This window comes from Vibrio crassostreae 9ZC13, assembly GCF_000272045.2.
Classification (GTDB): Bacteria; Pseudomonadota; Gammaproteobacteria; order Enterobacterales; family Vibrionaceae; genus Vibrio; species Vibrio crassostreae_C.
This window is the reverse complement of the sequence record NZ_AJYZ02000019.1, coordinates 1,758,956-1,777,243: the sequence shown is the minus strand read 5'-3', so window position 1 is coordinate 1,777,243 and position 18,288 is coordinate 1,758,956. Positions and strand designations below refer to the sequence as shown.

The 18,288-nt window shown below is 44.1% G+C and carries 18 protein-coding genes; 8 read left to right on the top strand and 10 right to left on the bottom strand.

Annotation, left to right across the window (positions count from 1 at the left end):
- Positions 1–76 precede the first annotated feature (76 nt).
- Genes torA through torE form a run of 3 tightly spaced genes read right to left on the bottom strand, consistent with a single transcriptional unit; the run spans position 77 to position 3,980 of the window.
- Positions 77–2,539 (bottom strand): trimethylamine-N-oxide reductase TorA, encoded by a 2,463-nt coding sequence (gene torA, locus A136_RS09085; protein ID WP_017065326.1) that lies wholly within the window; start codon positions 2,537–2,539, stop codon positions 77–79.
- A gap of 24 nt (positions 2,540–2,563) precedes the next feature.
- Positions 2,564–3,745, bottom strand: a complete 1,182-nt coding sequence (torC, locus tag A136_RS09080) for a pentaheme c-type cytochrome TorC (RefSeq protein WP_017060299.1) — start codon at positions 3,743–3,745, stop codon at positions 2,564–2,566.
- A 52-nt stretch (positions 3,746–3,797) separates the two neighbouring features.
- Complete coding sequence (gene torE, locus A136_RS09075; protein WP_017060298.1) at positions 3,798–3,980, bottom strand: trimethylamine N-oxide reductase system protein TorE; 183 nt, start codon at positions 3,978–3,980, stop codon at positions 3,798–3,800.
- A 438-nt stretch (positions 3,981–4,418) separates the two neighbouring features.
- On the opposite strand from torE, the gene A136_RS09070 reads away from it, so the two are divergent.
- Positions 4,419–5,213 (top strand): ABC transporter permease, encoded by a 795-nt coding sequence (locus A136_RS09070; RefSeq protein WP_017065325.1) that lies wholly within the window; start codon positions 4,419–4,421, stop codon positions 5,211–5,213.
- Positions 5,214–5,531: 318 nt separating this feature from the next.
- Here the strand turns inward: A136_RS09070 and focA are convergent, their stop codons facing one another.
- On the bottom strand, positions 5,532–6,374 hold the full coding sequence (gene focA, locus A136_RS09065; RefSeq protein WP_017065324.1) for a formate transporter FocA: 843 nt from the start codon (positions 6,372–6,374) through the stop codon (positions 5,532–5,534).
- Positions 6,375–6,736: 362 nt separating this feature from the next.
- Entirely contained in the window at positions 6,737–8,044 is a 1,308-nt protein-coding gene (locus A136_RS09060; protein ID WP_017065323.1) for an ATPase, read from the bottom strand.
- A 257-nt stretch (positions 8,045–8,301) separates the two neighbouring features.
- Between A136_RS09060 and A136_RS09055 the strand changes: the two genes are divergently transcribed.
- From A136_RS09055 to A136_RS09045, 3 genes are all read left to right on the top strand, one after another.
- Positions 8,302–8,532, top strand: coding sequence for a TIGR02647 family protein (locus tag A136_RS09055; RefSeq protein ID WP_017060280.1), 231 nt, complete (start codon positions 8,302–8,304; stop codon positions 8,530–8,532).
- 114 nt (positions 8,533–8,646) lie between these two features.
- Positions 8,647–9,501: an NAD(P)H-binding protein gene (locus A136_RS09050; protein ID WP_017060279.1), complete on the top strand. Its 855-nt coding sequence runs from the start codon at positions 8,647–8,649 to the stop codon at positions 9,499–9,501.
- Positions 9,494–10,159 (top strand): YdcF family protein, encoded by a 666-nt coding sequence (locus tag A136_RS09045; RefSeq protein ID WP_032546910.1) that lies wholly within the window; start codon positions 9,494–9,496, stop codon positions 10,157–10,159. The genes A136_RS09050 and A136_RS09045 overlap by 8 nt, the downstream gene beginning before the upstream one ends.
- Before the next feature lie 149 nt (positions 10,160–10,308).
- Here A136_RS09045 and A136_RS09040 read toward each other — a convergent pair whose 3' ends face one another.
- Both A136_RS09040 and cysS read right to left on the bottom strand, forming a co-directional pair.
- Positions 10,309–10,887: a thymidine kinase gene (locus A136_RS09040; protein ID WP_017060277.1), complete on the bottom strand. Its 579-nt coding sequence runs from the start codon at positions 10,885–10,887 to the stop codon at positions 10,309–10,311.
- A gap of 98 nt (positions 10,888–10,985) precedes the next feature.
- Positions 10,986–12,371: a cysteine--tRNA ligase gene (cysS, locus tag A136_RS09035; protein WP_017060276.1), complete on the bottom strand. Its 1,386-nt coding sequence runs from the start codon at positions 12,369–12,371 to the stop codon at positions 10,986–10,988.
- Positions 12,372–12,562: 191 nt separating this feature from the next.
- Here cysS and A136_RS09030 point away from each other — a divergent pair, with 191 nt between their 5' ends.
- The 4 genes from A136_RS09030 (at position 12,563) to A136_RS09015 (ending at position 15,859) form a co-directional block, all read left to right on the top strand.
- Entirely contained in the window at positions 12,563–13,057 is a 495-nt protein-coding gene (locus A136_RS09030) for a peptidylprolyl isomerase (protein WP_017060275.1), read from the top strand.
- 77 nt (positions 13,058–13,134) lie between these two features.
- Positions 13,135–13,869 carry a UDP-2,3-diacylglucosamine diphosphatase gene (lpxH, locus tag A136_RS09025; protein WP_017065321.1) on the top strand — a complete coding sequence of 245 codons (735 nt, stop codon included), beginning with the start codon at positions 13,135–13,137 and terminating at the stop codon, positions 13,867–13,869.
- Between the two features lie 123 nt (positions 13,870–13,992).
- A complete protein-coding gene (locus tag A136_RS09020; protein WP_029235300.1) occupies positions 13,993–15,210 on the top strand; it encodes an EAL and HDOD domain-containing protein in 1,218 nt (405 codons plus the stop codon).
- A 136-nt stretch (positions 15,211–15,346) separates the two neighbouring features.
- On the top strand, positions 15,347–15,859 hold the full coding sequence (locus tag A136_RS09015) for a YchJ family protein (protein WP_017060272.1): 513 nt from the start codon (positions 15,347–15,349) through the stop codon (positions 15,857–15,859).
- 265 nt (positions 15,860–16,124) lie between these two features.
- Here the strand turns inward: A136_RS09015 and hisIE are convergent, their stop codons facing one another.
- The 3 genes from hisIE to hisA are packed head-to-tail and all read right to left on the bottom strand — an operon-like array spanning position 16,125 to position 18,264.
- Positions 16,125–16,775, bottom strand: a complete 651-nt coding sequence (gene hisIE, locus A136_RS09010) for a bifunctional phosphoribosyl-AMP cyclohydrolase/phosphoribosyl-ATP diphosphatase HisIE (protein WP_017060271.1) — start codon at positions 16,773–16,775, stop codon at positions 16,125–16,127.
- Positions 16,772–17,545 (bottom strand): imidazole glycerol phosphate synthase subunit HisF, encoded by a 774-nt coding sequence (hisF, locus tag A136_RS09005; protein ID WP_017060270.1) that lies wholly within the window; start codon positions 17,543–17,545, stop codon positions 16,772–16,774. Before hisF ends, hisIE begins: the two co-directional genes overlap by 4 nt.
- The gene (hisA, locus tag A136_RS09000) at positions 17,527–18,264 is read right to left on the bottom strand and encodes a 1-(5-phosphoribosyl)-5-[(5-phosphoribosylamino)methylideneamino]imidazole-4-carboxamide isomerase (protein ID WP_012604374.1); all 738 of its coding nucleotides are present in this window, start codon (positions 18,262–18,264) and stop codon (positions 17,527–17,529) included. Before hisA ends, hisF begins: the two co-directional genes overlap by 19 nt.
- Positions 18,265–18,288: the final 24 nt, after the last annotated feature.

The following is an 18,288-nucleotide window of genomic DNA, read 5'->3' as shown; positions in this document are numbered from 1 at the left end:
AAATACAAAAAGCCCCTGTAAGAATCCTTACAGGGGCTTTAATTCAAGCTCTAATCTTAGCTTTTAAGCGAGAGGCTTAAGCTACTTCGATTGGACCACCGAATGAAGTTACTGGAGGCAGTTTGCCTTGGAACTTCTCGAAATCAACCAAACATGTGTTTGCTGACGTTGCTTGAGCAAGTTCAGACGTACCGATATCTTGAGTCAGTGTGTTTGGATCGCCGTATGTATCTAGCGCGCCCACTTTCTCGTTGATCGGACCGTACCAAGCACCTTCTTCGATACGAACAACACCAGGAGCGTAGCTATCCATTAGAACAGCACCTGCTAGTAGTTGACCACGGTCGTTAAACACACGTACTACATCGCCATCTTTGATGCCTTTCTTCTTAGCATCTACTGGGTTGATGTAGATTGGCTCACGGCCTTGTACCGCGTAAGTCGCACGCCACTCTTCAGATTCACACATCTGAGAGTGAAGACGCTTGTCTGGGTGACAAGATTGTAGCCAGTACGGGTGCTTGTCAGAGCCTGGACCACCGTGTGAACGTTCAGATTTCTCGAACCACATTGGGTGTTCTTGACAGTGCTCGTAACCCATGTTGCCAACAGTACGGCTTGTGATTTCGATGAAACCAGAAGGCGTGCCTAGTGCGTTGATCTCTGGATCTTCACGGAATGAAGCGTGACGAGTCCATGGCTTACCTTTGCCGAAGTCTAGGAAACCTTTCTCCCAGAACTCAGCAAACTCAGGCATTTCGAAGCTACCTTCGTTTGATGCGCGACATTCGTCGTACAGAGATTTAACCCACTGCATTTCGTCCATACCACGCGTGTAATCGTCGTAACGACCCCAACGCTTAGTTAGGCTAGACATGATCTCGAAGTCAGTCTTAGACTGGAACAGAGGATCCACTAGCTTGTGCATTGCGATCAAACCACGGCCAGAGTACGCGCCGTAACCATCGATATCGTTACGTTCCCACTGAGTACAAGCTGGAAGAACAATATCAGAGTGACGACAAGTTGCAGTCCAAGCGAAATCAACAGCCACTACAGTTTGTAGGCTCTTGAATGCTTTACGCATCTTGTTGCGATCTTGGTGGTGGTGCCACGGGTTGTTACCACTGAATACCATCATCTTGATGTCAGGCAGTGTCACTGTTGCGCCGTTTGCTTTGATCTTCTTACCTGGCTCTAACAGGCTATCTACCCAACGAGCAACAGGGATTACGCGGCTGTAACCGTTGTAATCAGTGTTAGTGTGCTTAGGCGATTGACCTTTGTCGATGTTCAGCGGGAATGAACCCGGAGCAGCGAAGCCAGTTGAAGATACACCGATACCAGAGTAGTGGTGACCGTAAGAGATACCACCGCCCGGAAGACCAATTTGGCCAACCATTGCTGCGATAACTGCACACATCCAGTAAGGCTGTTCACCGTGCTCTTGACGTTGGATACTCCAACCAACAAGAATCTGTGTACGACCGTTAACCAGCATCTTAGCGAAGTCACGAATAGAGTCCGCGCTTGCGCCACAGATAGCAGAAGCCCATTCTGGCGTCTTCTCAACTCTGTCTTTCGTTTCACCTTGAACGTACTTGATGAAATCTTCAAAACCTAGACAGTAAGTTTCGATGAACTTCTTGTCGTATAGGCCTTCGTTGTAAAGAACGTGAGCAACACCAAGCATGAACGCCACATCAGTTTGTGGGTTGATGTACATTTGCTCGTTTTCTAGGTAACGACCTGTTTTGTTTTTAACAGGGTCAACAGAAACAACGTTGATCTCTTTCTTAGCAACTTTTTCTTTCAGCTGTTCTAGGTATGCGAACGACTCGTGAGTCTCACATGTCCAACCTACTTGCAGGTTTTTAACTGGATCGTTACCCCAAAGAACAATGTTGTCACTGTTTTCTAAGATAAGTTCCCAAGATGTACCTTGTGCGTAAACTTCAGTAGAACCTAACACGTAAGGCATGATCGTTTGACCAGCACCTGTTGAGTAGTCACCGATTTTCTTCACAGAGTAACCGTGAAGTGCCATTGCACGTTGCATGTGGTTAGTACAGCTGTGGAACTGACCCGTTTGTCTCCAACCAGTTTGACCTGTGTGAAGCGCCCATGGACCGTAATCTTTCTGTACGCGCTCTAGCTCGCGGTAAACAAGGTCTAGTGCCTCATCCCAAGTCACACGAATAAAACGGTTGTTACCACGCGTGTCTGCGCTGTATTTATGCTTCTTCAACCAATCTAGGCGAACCATTGGGTAACGCACACGTGATGGGCTGTAGATAATACCTTTAATACCTTTCAACATCTCAGTTGGGTGTTGATCGATTTCTAGAGGTTTAATTTCTTGTACTTTACCCGCATAAACACGAGCTCGGAATGCACCCCAGTGAGAACCAGAGACTTTCCACGCACCGTCTGTTTCTGCTGCAGACGCTGATGCCGACGCCAATAAGCTTGGACCGATAACCGATGCCGCACTTGTAGTAGCGACACCTTTCAGAAAACTTCTTCTTGTAATTGCCATTGTGTTACTCCAATTGACGTCTTATTAGTGATGGCCTTCAGAAAAATCTGATGAGTGCTTCTGTAGATACTTAAGAACCAGTGCTTCTGTATCTGTATCGAAGTTAACGAATGCAATCATACCATCTAGCATGCCTACCCAACCGTTAGCGCTGAAGTGAGCTTCATCTGGCTGTGAGTGACACGTTGAACAGTTAGATTGGTACGCTTGACCCGCTGCGTTCCAGATTGGATCGAAGTTATCAACCATAGACTCTTTCTTCATCCAAAGTGCTAGGTTAACTTCTTCCCATGGAAGGCCAGTAAGCTCATCTTCTTTCTTCTCACCAACAGTGATAACGTCACTTTGAGATACTTCTTTCGTCAAGATTGCAGTTGAGATGTTCATACCGAAGTCTTCTTGGATTACACGTCCGAAGCCTTTCGCTTTACGCCAACCGTCGATTTGAATCTTGATCATGTCGCCTTTTTCGTCGATAACCGCAACTTTACTTGCAGGGCTTAATAGACCCGCTTCAACTTCAGCTGTTTCATCCGTATACATTGGTAGGTGACGAATAGAGATTACGTCTGAACCATTTGCGTAAGATGTGCTGCTTGCTACATTTTCTAGCTCGCCAACAATACCGCTTGCTGATGCCATATCTAATGGAAGGTTGTGAGCAATACCTTTGTGACAGTCAACACAGCTTTGATCACGCTCTGCCGCGTTTTTCATCTGGATACGCGCTGTTGGGCGCATGTTTTCGAAATCCATTGAATCGTAGTTGTGGCAGTTTTTACACTCTAGAGATTTGTTCGAAGAGAAACGATCCCATTCGTGTTTAGCCAGCTCGATACGACGAGCTTCGAATTTCTCAGGCGTATCTAGGTCACCAAATACTTGAGCGAAGACTTCTTTAGATGCTTGCATCTTACGAGCAATTTTTGCTGTCCATTCATGTGGAACGTGACAGTCAGGACAAGTAGCACGTACACCAGAAGTGTTTTTCCAGTGAACCGTTTCTTGTAGTTCTACGTATACGTTGTCACGCATAGTGTGACAGCTTACGCAGAACTCTTCTGTATTCGTATGTTCTAGCGCTGTATTAAAACCGCCCCAGAAAATAACACCGGCGATAAAGCCACCCATAGTTAGTACACCAAGACTGATGTGTACCGCTGGGCGAGTCATTGTGCGCCATAATTTAACTAAAAATGATTTCATGTTTAGCTCTCTTAAAAATTAGTTCTAATAAAAATGTGATAGCAAGAGGGCATTACATGCCGCCGTGAGCACCTGGAGGTCCGAATACAAACACTTGCAGTGCCCAAACTAGGAAGCCGTAACCGCCTACAAAAGCCACACTTAATATTGGGAAGAGAACCACCGCGATGAAGAGGAAAGACTTCCACTCCAGCGAATGTTTTTCGCTAGTTTCAATTTTATTAACATCACTCATACATTTTGCCTATTTTGTATTTAGTAATTTCGAGTAACCCATTCTATGGGGCTAAAGTTCTTAAGTATCTAACGACAAATTTTAGACCATACTCAAAGTAGGGTTCAATCAAATCTCCCGTTATAACCCTTGCTAATCAATACTTTTTTGAGCTCATCCAAAGTTGTTTTTAGTTAAACAAAGTTATTAAAAAGTATTAACAAATGTGAAGAATTAAGTACATTTCACAAATGTTAAACTCCAACATTTACGCAACCGTAGTGTAACCAATTTTAACGTTTTACCTACTAAGTAGTAGCCAAAAAACCCTCAAATAACCATTATTTTGTACTTTGAATGTTAAATAATTGAGCCTTTTTTGAGTTCGACAGGTATGACTCTGAAATGCATCATTTGGCACTTTCAGATATGATAGAAGCCTTATTAAAAGGAAGCATTATGCAAGACGTTATTGATATATCTTGGTGGCAATTATTGTTTTTCAGTTCACTTCTCTTGCTACCAATTGTAATCAACCACAAGCTAAAACTTGGCCTTGGAAAAGAGGCTTCTATCAGCATCATTCGCATGACTGTTCAGCTATTTCTGGTTGGCCTCTACCTAGAATACCTGTTCACTTTGAATAGCTTGTGGGTCAATTTACTGTGGTTATTTACGATGATTATCGTTGGGGCAAGCTCGATTGTTGAAAAGTCCAAGTTACCCCGAAACCTCTTGTTAGTGCCTGTCGCTGTGAGCCTAGCGGTAACCTGTGTACCCATTGTCTTGTTCATCTGCTTATTTATCATTAAACCAACACCGGTTTTTAACGCTCAGTACCTTATCCCGATCGCAGGGATGTTATTGGGTAATAGCTTAAGCAGTAATATAGTGGCATTGCAGAACCTGTTTGGTGCTTTTGAAACACAGAAATCAGAATATGAAGCAGCAATCGCGTTAGGCGCGTCTCCTACTTATGCTGCAGCGCCTTTTGTGCGTAATGCTATACAGAAAGCGATGTCTCCTATTATGGCCTCAATGGCAACCACAGGCTTAGTAACGCTACCGGGGATGATGACAGGTCAAATTCTCGGGGGAGCTTCACCAATGATCGCAATTAAGTATCAACTGATGATCATGCTGGCGATTTTCGTGATGATGAGCTGTTCTTTGGCACTCTCACTTCACCTAGCTTTGAAGACCTCTCTAACAAAAGAAGGTCGAGTTCTCGCCCGTATACAACCAACAAACTAGCTACCTCCTCCCCTCAGTTCTGGTTACTCACCGAATTTGAGACAGGTTATCCACAGAAATTGTGGATAACCAAATCAACATCGATCCTTTTTTGGTCACTTTGACTCAACAAAAGATCATTGCCATTGATCCTTGGGGGTTTTCAAAGACATATACACACATGAAAATCAGCGTTGTTGGGCGTTCGTTTCAATAATTAGAGAAATGAATAAGTAAGTTTTCCACAAATAAAAAACGGCCTGCAATGCAGGCCGTCTTGTAAATGTCATAAGTCAGTTAAGTGTTTCCACAGAGCGTTAACTCATTTCGTCAACTGAGTTAGTCACGTAGGTAGATCAACCAGTACCACATACCAACAAAGATACCGCCGCCAATGATGTTACCGATGGTAACGGGCAGCAAGTTGTTCATCAGAAAGTCCATCATGTTCAGATCAACATAGTCCGCAGGATTAGCGCCCGTCATTGTCCAAAATTCAGCTGGAGCAAATGTTTTGATACCGATAGCTAAAGGAACTTGGAACATATTCGCAATACAGTGCTCAAAGCCCGATGATACAAACATCGCGACAGGTAAAATCAGTACTGCAATTTTGTCAGTCAGTGTTCGTCCACTAAACGTCATCCATACCGCGATACAAACCAATACGTTACACATGATGCCAAGCGCGATAGCTTGGATAAAACCATGGTGCATTTTGTGCTGAGAGATGGCCATGGCATTCAAACCCACTTGCCCATGGTCGAACATGTACTGTTTAGTCAGAAGCATGCATGCCACTAGCAATAAAGCACCAATAAGGTTACCGATATAAACGGTCGCCCAGTTCTTTACTAGGGTTCCCCAGCTAATCTTGCCACTTGCACGAGCAACAAGAGTGAGCACCGAACTGGTAAATAGTTCACCGCCAGTAACAACAACGAGGATTAGGCCCAAGCTAAATGCAAGGCCACCTAATAAGCGAGTAATACCCCACGGCAAATCACCAGCACCAGTCGTTACGATGGTGTAAAACACAAACGCAATACCGATATGTATGCCAGCGGAAATCGCTAGGAGAAAAGATTTGATTGGATCTTTGGTTGCTTTACCTACGCCAATATCTGCAGCGCGCTCAGCCATTTGTGGCGGTAATAATGAGTCAAATTGGTTTAGATTCATGATGATTTACATTTTGAAACATGTCGTCGGGAGCGCGATAATCCTCTCTTTCATTTCTGAATTCAAGAGCTATTTTAGGCACAAAATAGCTCTCACAGCCTTGTTGAAAGCAAATAGTCCGAGTTATTCCAAATTCATACGACTTTAGTAGTAAAAAGAAAACTCTGCTGAATGATTAGTTATCAGCATAGAAAATAACACATCTATAAATATCAACAAGTTACGTTAAAAATCAAAGAATAACGTACACTAAAATGGCTCACAGAGCGCTTTTATTTCTAGATTTTGACATAGATCAACAGAACGTAAAAAAGCGCCCTAAGGCGCTTTTAACTCAATCACAAATAAAGAAATTAGTGATGCTAAACCGAAGGTTCAATCACTTCTTCTGATGATTGTTCTAGGGTTGAATCCTCTAGAGTAGATTCAACAGCTGGGGACATCACATCAGAGTCACTTTCGTTGGCCACTTTGCCACCTAAGCTTTTCAAACTATCCACTAACTCTTCTAAGCTTTTAATGTGAGCATCACTCTTGGTAATCTGCTCACCGAGCAACTCACTGTGCTTGGTTGCTTCAGACAGTTGCTGCGCTTGCTTCTGGTTTTCAGACTCCAGCTTAGCTAATTGCTCAGTCAAAGTTTTAATCTCTGACTTTAATGACGCCGTCATGTCTGAGCCTTTCAGCGCTTTAACACTCGCTACAATTTTTTGAGACTGAAGACGCAATACAACATCACGGTGATCTTCATCATTAACCACTCGTGAAATGCTCAATAACTGGTTCTCTGCATTCAAAACCGACTGTTCGAACTGGTCGCCTTTTACGCTCGCCAGCACTTTGACTTCATGAGCAACACTGCGTACGTGGTTTAATTCGAACTCCGCAGCGTGAACTGCGTCTTCAATGATAGACTTTTCACGGGGACTGGCTTTCACTTGGCTTTCTGCCAAAGCAATTTGAGATGCCGCTTTAGCAAACGTCAGTGGAACAACGTCATCGAAATCTTCATCTTCCAAGAACTCTAATTCGTTCTTCAAAGGTTCGATGTATTTCTTATGCGCCACTTTAACTTCTAGTAAGCGAGCATTGTTAAGAAATTCCACCTGCGCTTCTTGAGCGTCTTCAAGCTCATCGACCAGCACATACTCGAACAACTCGCTGTATTCTGAATACAAACGTTTGTAGCTCGAGGTAAACATGGTATCTGCGCCAAGAAACTTCAGGTAATCCATTTGGACAATCGAATCCGCGAGTACTCGATCAGCCTTCTTCTTTAACACTAAGATCGAGTCATAGTTTGATTTGATCAAAGCGATTTTTTCATCGAAGGCTTCAGCGTAAGTTAGGCTCGAAAAAATGGAGTAACTCTTGGTTATCCGAGTTTCGTCTTTAAGTAAGTCCGCATAAATGCTTTCAGCATCATCCCATGCGTCTAATAGTTCATTGTAATTCTCTGGTGCATAGAGAGACAATTGAGCATGGTCTTCAAGCTTAACTTCCCATTCGGAGTAAACGCTTTGGACAGACTGAAATGAACGGACCTCTATTGTCGATTCATTATTGTTGTTTGTGGTTTGGTTCGCGTCTGTCTGCTCTGAGGGTGTGCTTTGACAACCTGAGATAGCAAATAGCATACTGATCGTTAATGCTACTTTGTTCGCTCTCACTTATGCATATCCTTTTTATACAATATTCGCTCAATGCAAATTATTTCTAGTCACAATATATTACAACCACTTAGCAATAAACATCACTGATGATTTAAGTGGGTGCAAATCACCCAATATAACCAAAATAAACTCATCACTCGATGATTAATCAATCAATTTGGTATCACTTATCAATTCTCTTTATTTGCTATTGCCTGAGCCGAGAATGCGCACTAAGGTGAAGGTAGAGAACGTTATGAATATATAGGTCAATTATGAAGTACAACGCTGAACATATTGCTGATTTAAACCTCCTTCTTCAATTTGATGTAAGTAGTGCAGCTACTGGAATTAAAGTCCATCAAGAGGCAGCTCAAGAAACTCAAGACGCTGTTAAGCGCCTATTCGAAAAAAACCTTTGTACTCAGCCAGACGGCGGTTACCTAACAGATGAAGGTATCGAGATGGCAGAGCGCGCAGACAAGCTTCTTCGCGTACTAAACTAAAGCTCCATTGTTCTAGTAAAAACTCCACTTGCTTCGGCCGTGGAGTTTTTTCATTTTTGGGCAAAGCTTTGTTAGGCTTATTGTAAATTCGTCATTTGCAGTTGTGAGGAACACATGGCTTCTATATTTATTGTCGGTGCAGGATGGGTAGGTGCACCTTTATCTGAACATTTAGAAAAACATGGTAACCGAGTAGTGGTCACGAAAACGACCCAAGCGGGAGCAGATGCCATTGGTAGCGAACAAATTCCATGTGAAGTGTTTAGCTTTGATTCATCCGATCCACAACAGACTATCGGGCGACTCTATTCATTGTTACTCGAAAACAACACTGAAATTGTGATTGGCAGCTTCCCTCCTGGCTTTAGAAAAGGAGCAGGACAAGAGTATGCCGACTACTGGCAGCAACTCACCAATGCATGCCAAAAGGCCAACATTAAAAAGCTCATTATGGTTAGTTCAACTACGGTATACCCAACTAAGCCGGGTGTGCTGAACGAGCTGGATGCATCACTCCCTCTTTCGACCTCAGATAACGAGCACGCGTCTTTATTTTCCGATAACGCACGAATCATGCTGCAAGCTGAACAGTCAGTGATTGATTCCGGTATCGACTACACCATTCTTCGCTTTAGTGGCTTAATCGGCCCAAGCCGTCACCCATCACGCTTCGCAAGCAAGTTAAAACAAGTCAGCACTCAAGCTCCAGCCAACATGCTGCACCTTGATGATGCAATTGGTGCTGTCGATTTCGCTATCAGTCAACTGCACAATGAAATAGTTAACGTGACCACACCAAATACAGTCAGTAAGGCGGAGTTTTATGCCGCGGCACTGAAAAGCGCCAACAGCAGTGAGCCTCTGCCCGCTGTTGTTGATACCCCAGACAAGTTAATCTCTTCGAAGAAGATTCTCGACTTAGGTTATTCATTTAAATTCGAATCCACACTGGACGCACTTCATGACTGAACAATCTATAGCTAACAAAGATCCCAACATAAAACTGCATCGCTCAGTCGACACCCTTTGGAACTTTATGTCTATGGGTCACAAGGTTACGCCTTCCGACTGTATCTTTGTATTGTGTAGCAACGATACTCGCGTCGCTGAATATGCAGCCGAGCTTTATCACCAAAAGGTCGCGCCTTACATCGTTTTTTCTGGCGGTGTTGGACGCTTTACCGAAAGAAGCTTTGAACGCTCAGAAGCAGAAACATTCGCTTCTATCGCACGAGATTGTGGCGTGCCTGACTCTGACATTATCATAGAGAAACACGCAACAAATACTGGGGAAAATGTACGATTCACTCATGAGTTGCTGACAGAAAAAGGGTTATCGCCGAAGAGGCTAACCTTAGTTCAGAAGCCCTTCATGGAGAAACGTACCTACGCAACCTTCAGTAAACAATGGCCTGACGAAACTTCCGAGATTACCGTGACGTCGCGATGGCAAACTTGGGATGATTACTTTAACGAAGAGTTGCCGTTAGATATGGTGTTAGGCGCATTAATTGCTGATTACGAGCGAATCAAATCCTACCCAGAGAAAGGCTTTCAGATTGAGATGCCGATCCCCGACGACGTTGACCACGCCTATCAAGCATTGAAGAAGCTCGGTTTCGAATAAGCAAAAGTTAGACTTTGAACAAAGTAAAAGCTCGGCAGGAAATAAAACAAAAGCTCGGCTTGGAAGAAAGCAAAACACAGGCCCAATAAACAAAAACGGTGACACTTGGTCACCGTTTTTCGTTCTTTCGCGTTAGCAAATAGAGCTGCTTATTTACCTAACGCTTCTTTGTAGTGCAGACGGCAAACAGAAACGTATTTGTCGTTCCCGCCAATAGCCACTTGGTCGCCCTCAGCAATCGCCACACCGTGCTCGTCGGTACGAATTACCATGTTCGCTTTACGGCCACAGTGACAAATTGTTTTAAGCTCAACAAGTTTATCTGCCCAAGACAGTAAGTAACGGCTACCTTCAAACAGTTCACCCAGGAAATCGGTACGTAGGCCGTAACAAAGTACAGGGATGTGCAGCTTATCAACCACTTCTGTTAATTGGTACACCTGCTCCTTCGATAAAAATTGGCACTCATCGATCAAAACACAATGACGCTTTTCTTCCTCATTGAGCTTTTTGATCGCATCAAACATGTTGGTGTCATTTTTAAACAGCTGAGCTTCAGATTGCAGACCAATTCGTGAGCTCACTTTACCGATACCATAGCGATCGTCCAAAGCTGCCGTAAAGATCACTGGCGTCATGCCACGTTCTTGGTAGTTGAATGAAGATTGAAGAAGCGTTGTTGATTTACCCGCATTCATTGCCGAGTAATAAAAATACATCTGAGCCACAGAAATATTCCTGTTAATTAAAAGTTGAAGATAGAAAAGGTGAAAATAGAGAATTCGTGCTAGAAAAAAGGGCTGAAAATCAGCCCTTTTTATAAGATTTACTTACGACGCCAAGTCGTACCTTCTGGGCCATCTTCCAGAACAATACCCAACTCGTTTAGCTTATCACGTGCAAGGTCGGCATTTGCCCAATCCTTTGAAGCACGAGAGTCGTTACGCAGTTTGATCAACGCTTCGATTTCAGCCACTTCGTCGTCGTTACCTGCCGCATCACCTTGTAGGAAGGCTTCTGGCTCTTGGTGAAGAATACCGATGATGTCTGCTAGTTCACGCATCAATGCACCCAGTCCGCTTGCTTTTTCAATGCTTTCAGGCTTGATACGGTTGATTTCACGAGCCATTTCAAACAGTACTGAATAAGCTTCAGGTGTGTTGAAATCATCGTTCATCGCTGTAGAGAATCGAGTCACGTACTCTTCGCCACCGGCAGGAGCGGCTGTAAGGTCTAGGCCACGAAGTGACGTGTATAGACGCTCTAGTGATGCGCGAGCTTGGTTTAGGTTATCTTCGCTGTAGTTTAGCTGGCTACGGTAGTGACCAGACATTAGGAAGTAACGTACCGTTTCAGCATCGTAATGTGCTAGCACGTCACGGATAGTGAAGAAGTTACCCAGTGATTTAGACATCTTCTCTTTGTCTACCATCACCATACCACTGTGCATCCAAGTATTTACATACTGAGTGCCGTGCGCGCAGCAAGACTGTGCGATTTCGTTTTCGTGGTGAGGGAACTGCAGATCTGAACCACCACCGTGGATATCGAAGTGGTTACCAAGAATAGACGAGTTCATTGCTGAACATTCGATGTGCCAACCTGGACGACCCGGGCCCCATGGCGATTCCCATGTAGGTTCACCTGGCTTAGACATCTTCCAAAGAACGAAGTCTAGTGGGCTGCGTTTTGCAGATTCAACATCAACGCGAGCACCCGCTTGAAGCTGATCAAGGTCTTGCTTTGAAAGCTTACCGTATTCGTCGAATTTCTTTACTTCAAACATCACGTCGCCGTTGCTTGCAACGTATGCGAAACCACGTTCAATCAGCTTTTCAACAAGCTCGATGATTTCAGTGATGTATTCTGTCGCACGAGGCTCAACATCTGGACGCTTCATGTTCAATGCATCAAAGTCAGCGTGCATCTCACCGATTAAACGCTCAGTCAGAGAGTCACAAGACTCACCGTTTTCGTTAGCGCGTTTGATGATTTTGTCATCGATATCTGTGATGTTACGAACGAAATTCAAATCGTAACCAAGGTAACGAAGGTAACGAGTTACTACGTCGAAAGAAACGAACGTACGACCATGACCAATATGACAGAGATCGTATATGGTTACCCCACAGACATACATACCGACTTTGCCAGCTGTAATTGGTTTGAATTCCTCTTTCTGTCTTGTGAGTGTGTTATAAATTTTCAGCATGATCTCTATCTATATTTGTGTATTAATCAAAATAAGAGGTCAAGTATATCAATTCATGCGTTATTAGGTAATCCCCCAAAGCAGTAATTACCTCAAACAACCAAGTTAAGTTAATGATTTGGTGATTTGAAAGTCTGCCAACATGCGCTAGAATTCGAACTTCATATTAAAAAGACAGTAAGGTAACAATCATGATCATCCTTCACACAAATTTTGGTGATATCAAAGTTCAACTTAACGAAGAAAAAGCACCAGAAACAAGCGCAAACTTTCTACAGTATTGCCGTGACGGTTTCTACGACAACACACTATTCCACCGTGTTATCGATGGTTTCATGATTCAAGGCGGCGGCATGACTTCTGGCCTTAAAGAAAAGGCAACTCGTGCAACGATCAAGAACGAAGCAAACAACGGTCTAGCGAACAAAGTTGGTACGCTAGCAATGGCTCGTACTATGGAACCGCATTCAGCGAGCTCTCAGTTCTTCATCAACGTTAACGACAACTCTTTCCTAAACTTCCGTAGCGAAAGCCTAGACGGTTGGGGCTACTGTGTATTCGCAGAAGTTGTTGAAGGCATGGACATCGTAAACAAGATTAAAGGTGTTAGCACTGGTTCTATGGGTATGCACCAAGATGTACCTCTAGAAGAAGTGATCATCACTGGTACTACAATCGAAGCTTAATTCATCGCTTTCGGTTAGTATTGATGAGCCGATAAAATCAGGATATAGGGAGCGAATCGCTCCCTTTTTTTAGACCTATGAAAACATATTTTATATCAGATCTGCACCTTTCTCCGTCACGAGAAGACATCACAGACTGCTTCTTAGCCTTTATGAAGAAAGAAGCCGTAGAAGCGGATGCACTTTACGTATTAGGTGACCTTTTCGAATTCTGGATTGGTGACGATGATAAGAGTGAATTCGCGACTTCTATCCGCCAAGCGTTTATCGACTTAGTGAAAACAGGCGTGCCTTGTTACTTTACTCAAGGGAACCGCGACTTCTTAGTCGGCAAAAAATTTGCTAAGCAAACGGGCGTACAACTTCTCGACGAAGTTTCTACGATCGATATCTACGGGAAAAAAGCGGTAGTATTGCATGGAGATACCCTATGTACTGAAGATGTAAAGTACCTCGCCTTTCGCGAAAAAGTGCATCAGCCATGGTTACAATGGGTCTTCAACCGAATTCCATTTTTCATCAAGAAGAAAATTGTTTCAAAGGTTCAATCAGATATCAAAGATGACAAGCAGACCAAGTCTCTCGACATCATGGATGTGACACAGCAAGAAGTCGAAGATGTGATGGAACGAAACAATGTCGATCTGATGATCCACGGCCATACTCACCGCCCAGACATCCATACATTTAATGCTAACAATTGCACTAAAACCCGTATCGTACTTGGCGATTGGTATACGCAAGGCTCAGTGCTGGTGTTCACGCCGCAAAGTTTTGAACTACAGAATCGAGCGTTTAGCAATAGCTTTTAACATCACGCTTAAACTTTCACTTTGATTATTATTGTCGGTCAGACTTTCTTAGAAAGTGTATGGTAATTTCTAGTGAATTAGCTATTATCTCTCTACCAGAAATAAACCGAACACAGTACTAAGTTGAAATATTCATACGTAGCGCGTCAACCAATACTCGACACAGGCAAGAAAACCATAGGTTACGAGTTGCTATTCAGGGATGGTCCTAAGAACACTTTCCCTGAAGTAGAGCCGGAGCTCGCTACTAGCCGTTTGCTTTCCGATCACTTCTTATCGACCCACTATAATACGTTGGGTGATAAGCTTGGGTTCGTGAACTTCCCATATGCAAGCCTAATCAACTTAGTCCCTACTCTGTTCCCCAAAGAAAGCCTCGTTGTTGAGGTTCTTGAAGACTGCGAACCAACAGACGAATTACTTGAAGCAATCAAAACCATCTTTGACGCGGGTTATACCATTGCGCTAGACGACTTTGTGCCAAGTAAAGCTTGGAAGCGCTTCTTACCCTACGTTTCAATTATCAAGTTCGATATCCGTTTGACGCCAATTGCCAAAGCAGCGATGTTTATGAACTCTCTCAAAGGGCTAGATATCAAGTTCCTTGCTGAGAAAGTAGAAACGTACGAAGAATACCAAGAAGCGAAAAAAGCAGGCTTCACCTACTTTCAAGGTTATTTCTTTAGCAAGCCAGAGATGATCCAAACGCGTGCGCTCAACCCGGCATTCCTGACGACCGTTCAGCTGTTAAAAGAGATTGCGCACGACCCTATCGACTTTGGTGAAGTAGAGCGTTTGATTACGCTCGATGTGACCATGTCGTATAAGCTACTTACCTACGTAAACTCCGCTGGCGGTTCACCAACAACGATTCGTTCATTCCGCCAAGCGCTTATTTACCTTGGTGAACAAAAGCTGCGTAAGTTCGTTTCACTTGTGGCGATCGCATCAGCGAAAGAAGACAAGCCGGACTCACTCTACGGTTTAGCGGTATTACGCGCGCGTCAATGTGAGCTCTTAGTCGAGAAGATGAATGTGAAGGTTGAGCCAGGACAAGCCTTTTTGACCGGTATGTTCTCGCTACTGGATTCACTGTTTGACCAACCGTTGAAGCAAGTACTGGACTCAGTGCCAATCGACGATGAGATTAAACAGGCCCTTATCCAACGTAAAGGCGTGTTAGGTGCGATTTTGGCCATGGTTATTGCTTATGAACAAGCCCGATGGGACGAAGCAACGCGCATTCGTAAACTTCTCAAGCTCAGTGAGGCTCAACTAGGCCAAGCTTACGATGAAGCAACGACTTGGGCACAAGAGCTATTGTCTCCAGCCTTGAAATAGTAAACTTCGCGCTAACACTTTGATAATTTCAATAACTTCAACAGAAACCAAACTTTGGTGAGCGATCGTTTCTTGGTAAACTCCCACGCATTCACTTATGGCCTCTTAATAGAGGCCATTTTTACAGGATCTGACTATGTCTTTATGCCCATGCGGTAGCAAAAATACTTACCAACAGTGCTGTGAATCAGCGCACCTTCACCACAGTGCTGTTGAAACGCCTGAACAGTTGATGCGCTCTCGTTATTCAGCGCACGTGTTGGGTTTAGTTGACTATGTTGTTGCGACTTACCACCCTAGCTGCAACGCAGAAGCGCAAAGAGAAGGTATTGCCGAATCTATCAACAGTGATTGGGCAGGACTAGAAGTCATCGATACTGCGGTAGGCTCGCACCAAGACGAAGGCTTTGTTGAGTTTAAAGCTTACTTCAATGAAGAAGGCGCACAATACTGCATGCAAGAACGCTCTCGCTTTATACGTGAAGACGGTCTTTGGTACTACATTGATGGTACCTTCCCAGAGCAGGAACAAACTACACAACCAGAAATTGACCCACGCTTAAATCAAACCGTTGAGAGCTTTAAAATCGGCCGTAATGATCCGTGTATTTGTGGCAGTGGTAAGAAATACAAGAAGTGCTGCGGGTAACTCGTTCGACTAAGAAGTCAGATTAAGAGAAGAGATTCCTGATGTCGCTTAGGCTCCTCGGAATGACGCAAAGTCAGAGGTTAGAAAAGTGACGTAGGGCTTAGAAATCTTGAAATCTTAAAATCTTAAAATCTTAAAATCTTAAAATCTTAAAATCTTGAAATCTTGAAATCTTGAAAATTAAAAAACTAAAAAGCCCCGTAAACATGTTTGTTTGCGGGGCTTTTGTCTGTCTTTTACGCGGTTCTATTAATCTAAAGAGAGCTTACTTATGACGCTCTTTCAGCTTGTTTACCACATCATCCATCGATAAGCCTTGGTCTTGAAGAAGAACCATTAGGTGGTAAATCAAATCTGCGGATTCACACACTAACTCCGCCTTATCGCCCGACGTCGCCGCAAGCGCGACTTCAACGCCTTCTTCGCCCACTTTTTGCGAAATACGCTTGGTGCCACGGGCATATAGACTGGCAGTATAAGAAGATTCAGGATCGGCGTCCTTGCGGGCAGCCAATAGCTGCTCAAGCTGATGAAGCCACACCATCTGAGACTCTTCTTGCTTGTCTCCATCCCAACACGTTGTTGTACCTGTGTGGCACGTTGGACCAATGGGATTAACTTTAACCAGTAAGGTGTCGCTGTCACAGTCCAAGGCGATGTTTTGCAGTTGCAATACATTGCCCGACGTTTCACCTTTCGTCCAAAGACGCTCTTTTGTGCGAGAGAAAAACGTCACATTGCCAGTTTCACCCGTTTTCTCAAGTGCGGCTGGGTTCATGTATCCCATCATTAGCACTTGGCTTGACTGGTAATCTTGAACAATCGCTGGCACTAAGCCATCTACTTTTTCCCAGTTAATACGCTCTGACAATGCGCCTACTTCTGTTTTTGATAAGCTTACGGGTTCAAAACTCATAGTCGCACCTCTACATCTTGTTGTTTTAAATACTGTTTAAGTTCACCAATATTGATGACTTGTTTGTGGAATACCGAAGCCGCAAGTGCTCCATCCACGTTGGTCTTTTTATAAGCTTCAGCAAAGTGCTCCATTGCACCAGCGCCACCAGAGGCAATCAATGGCACATTACACACTTCACGCACCATGTTTAACTGATCGATATCATAGCCGTTACGAACGCCATCTTGGTTCATCATGTTTAACACAATCTCACCTGCGCCACGCTTCTGTACTTCCTGCACCCAATCTTTGGTTTCCCATTTGGTTGCTTTAGTACGCGCTTCATCGCCTGTAAATTGGTAAACCTGATATTTACCGGTTTCTTTGTCGAAGTATGAATCGATACCGACAACGATACACTGAACGCCAAACTTATCAGCAAGGTCAGTAATCAGCTGTGGATTAGCCAATGCCGGTGAGTTGATTGACACTTTATCCGCACCAAACTCAAGAATGCGCGCTGCATCTTCTGCTGATTTAATACCACCAGCGACACAGAAAGGGATATCGATCACTTCAGCTACGCGTTTCACCCAGCTTTTATCGACCACACGGCCATCACTTGATGCGGTGATGTCATAAAATACCAATTCATCGGCGCCCTCTTCTGCATAGCGTTGTGCTAGCGGAACGATGTCACCAATAATTTCGTGGTTACGGAACTGAACGCCCTTAACCACTTGTCCGTCACGGACATCCAAACAAGGGATTATTCGCTTTGCCAACATGCAAATGCCTCCTCTGCGGTAAACTTGCCATCAAGTAGCGCACGACCCACAATCACACCCGCAACACCGCTGCCTTTAAGCGCTTCGATATCAGCTAGGCTGCCAATGCCGCCCGATGATTGGAATTGCACTTGTGGGTACTGCTTGCAAAGATCAACATAGAGCTCTACGTTTGATCCTTCTAGCGTGCCGTCACGTGAAATATCGGTACACAGCACGTGTTTAAGGCCAACCGTGAGGTAGTCTTCAATCAGCGCTTCAATAGTCACACCTGAATCTTCTTGCCAACCTGAAATCGCCACTTTACGTGTGCCGCTTTCATCAATGTTGATGTCTAGAGCCAGCACGATTTTTTCCGCGCCATACTTCTCCATCCAACCTTTCACCAACTCAGGTTGCTTAACGGCTGTAGAACCAACCACAACGCGCTGTGCGCCAGCTTCTAGCAGATCAACGACATCTTGTTCGTTACGCACGCCACCACCAATCTGGATGTTCGCAGGCGTGCTAGCAAGGAGCTTAGCAATCAAGTCTAACTGACGAGCCGTTGTGTCTTTTGCGCCCGTTAAGTCAACAAGGTGCAGCCAGCCAGCGCCCGCTTGGTGGTACAGATTAAACTGCTCTGCTGGGTCTACTTTGTATTCTGTTACTTGCCCGTAGTCTCCTTGGAATAAGCGAACTACTTGGCCTTCAATTAAATCTAACGCGGGAATAATCATTTACATTCCTTATATGGCAACGTT

Excerpts from the sequence above, each read along its gene's own strand:
- A136_RS09030 (WP_017060275.1), top strand. The coding sequence starts at position 12,563 with ATGATCATCCTTCACACAAATTTTGGTGATATCAAAGTTCAACTTAAC.
- torA (WP_017065326.1), bottom strand. The coding sequence starts at position 2,539 with ATGGCAATTACAAGAAGAAGTTTTCTGAAAGGTGTCGCTACTACAAGT.
- hisIE (WP_017060271.1), bottom strand. The coding sequence starts at position 16,775 with ATGAGTTTTGAACCCGTAAGCTTATCAAAAACAGAAGTAGGCGCATTG.
- torE (WP_017060298.1), bottom strand. The coding sequence starts at position 3,980 with ATGAGTGATGTTAATAAAATTGAAACTAGCGAAAAACATTCGCTGGAG.
- A136_RS09055 (WP_017060280.1), top strand. The coding sequence starts at position 8,302 with ATGAAGTACAACGCTGAACATATTGCTGATTTAAACCTCCTTCTTCAA.
- lpxH (WP_017065321.1), top strand. The coding sequence starts at position 13,135 with ATGAAAACATATTTTATATCAGATCTGCACCTTTCTCCGTCACGAGAA.
- cysS (WP_017060276.1), bottom strand. The coding sequence starts at position 12,371 with ATGCTGAAAATTTATAACACACTCACAAGACAGAAAGAGGAATTCAAA.
- hisA (WP_012604374.1), bottom strand. The coding sequence starts at position 18,264 with ATGATTATTCCCGCGTTAGATTTAATTGAAGGCCAAGTAGTTCGCTTA.
- torC (WP_017060299.1), bottom strand. The coding sequence starts at position 3,745 with ATGAAATCATTTTTAGTTAAATTATGGCGCACAATGACTCGCCCAGCG.
- hisF (WP_017060270.1), bottom strand. The coding sequence starts at position 17,545 with ATGTTGGCAAAGCGAATAATCCCTTGTTTGGATGTCCGTGACGGACAA.
- A136_RS09015 (WP_017060272.1), top strand. The coding sequence starts at position 15,347 with ATGTCTTTATGCCCATGCGGTAGCAAAAATACTTACCAACAGTGCTGT.
- A136_RS09050 (WP_017060279.1), top strand. The coding sequence starts at position 8,647 with ATGGCTTCTATATTTATTGTCGGTGCAGGATGGGTAGGTGCACCTTTA.
- A136_RS09070 (WP_017065325.1), top strand. The coding sequence starts at position 4,419 with ATGCAAGACGTTATTGATATATCTTGGTGGCAATTATTGTTTTTCAGT.
- focA (WP_017065324.1), bottom strand. The coding sequence starts at position 6,374 with ATGAATCTAAACCAATTTGACTCATTATTACCGCCACAAATGGCTGAG.
- A136_RS09045 (WP_032546910.1), top strand. The coding sequence starts at position 9,494 with ATGACTGAACAATCTATAGCTAACAAAGATCCCAACATAAAACTGCAT.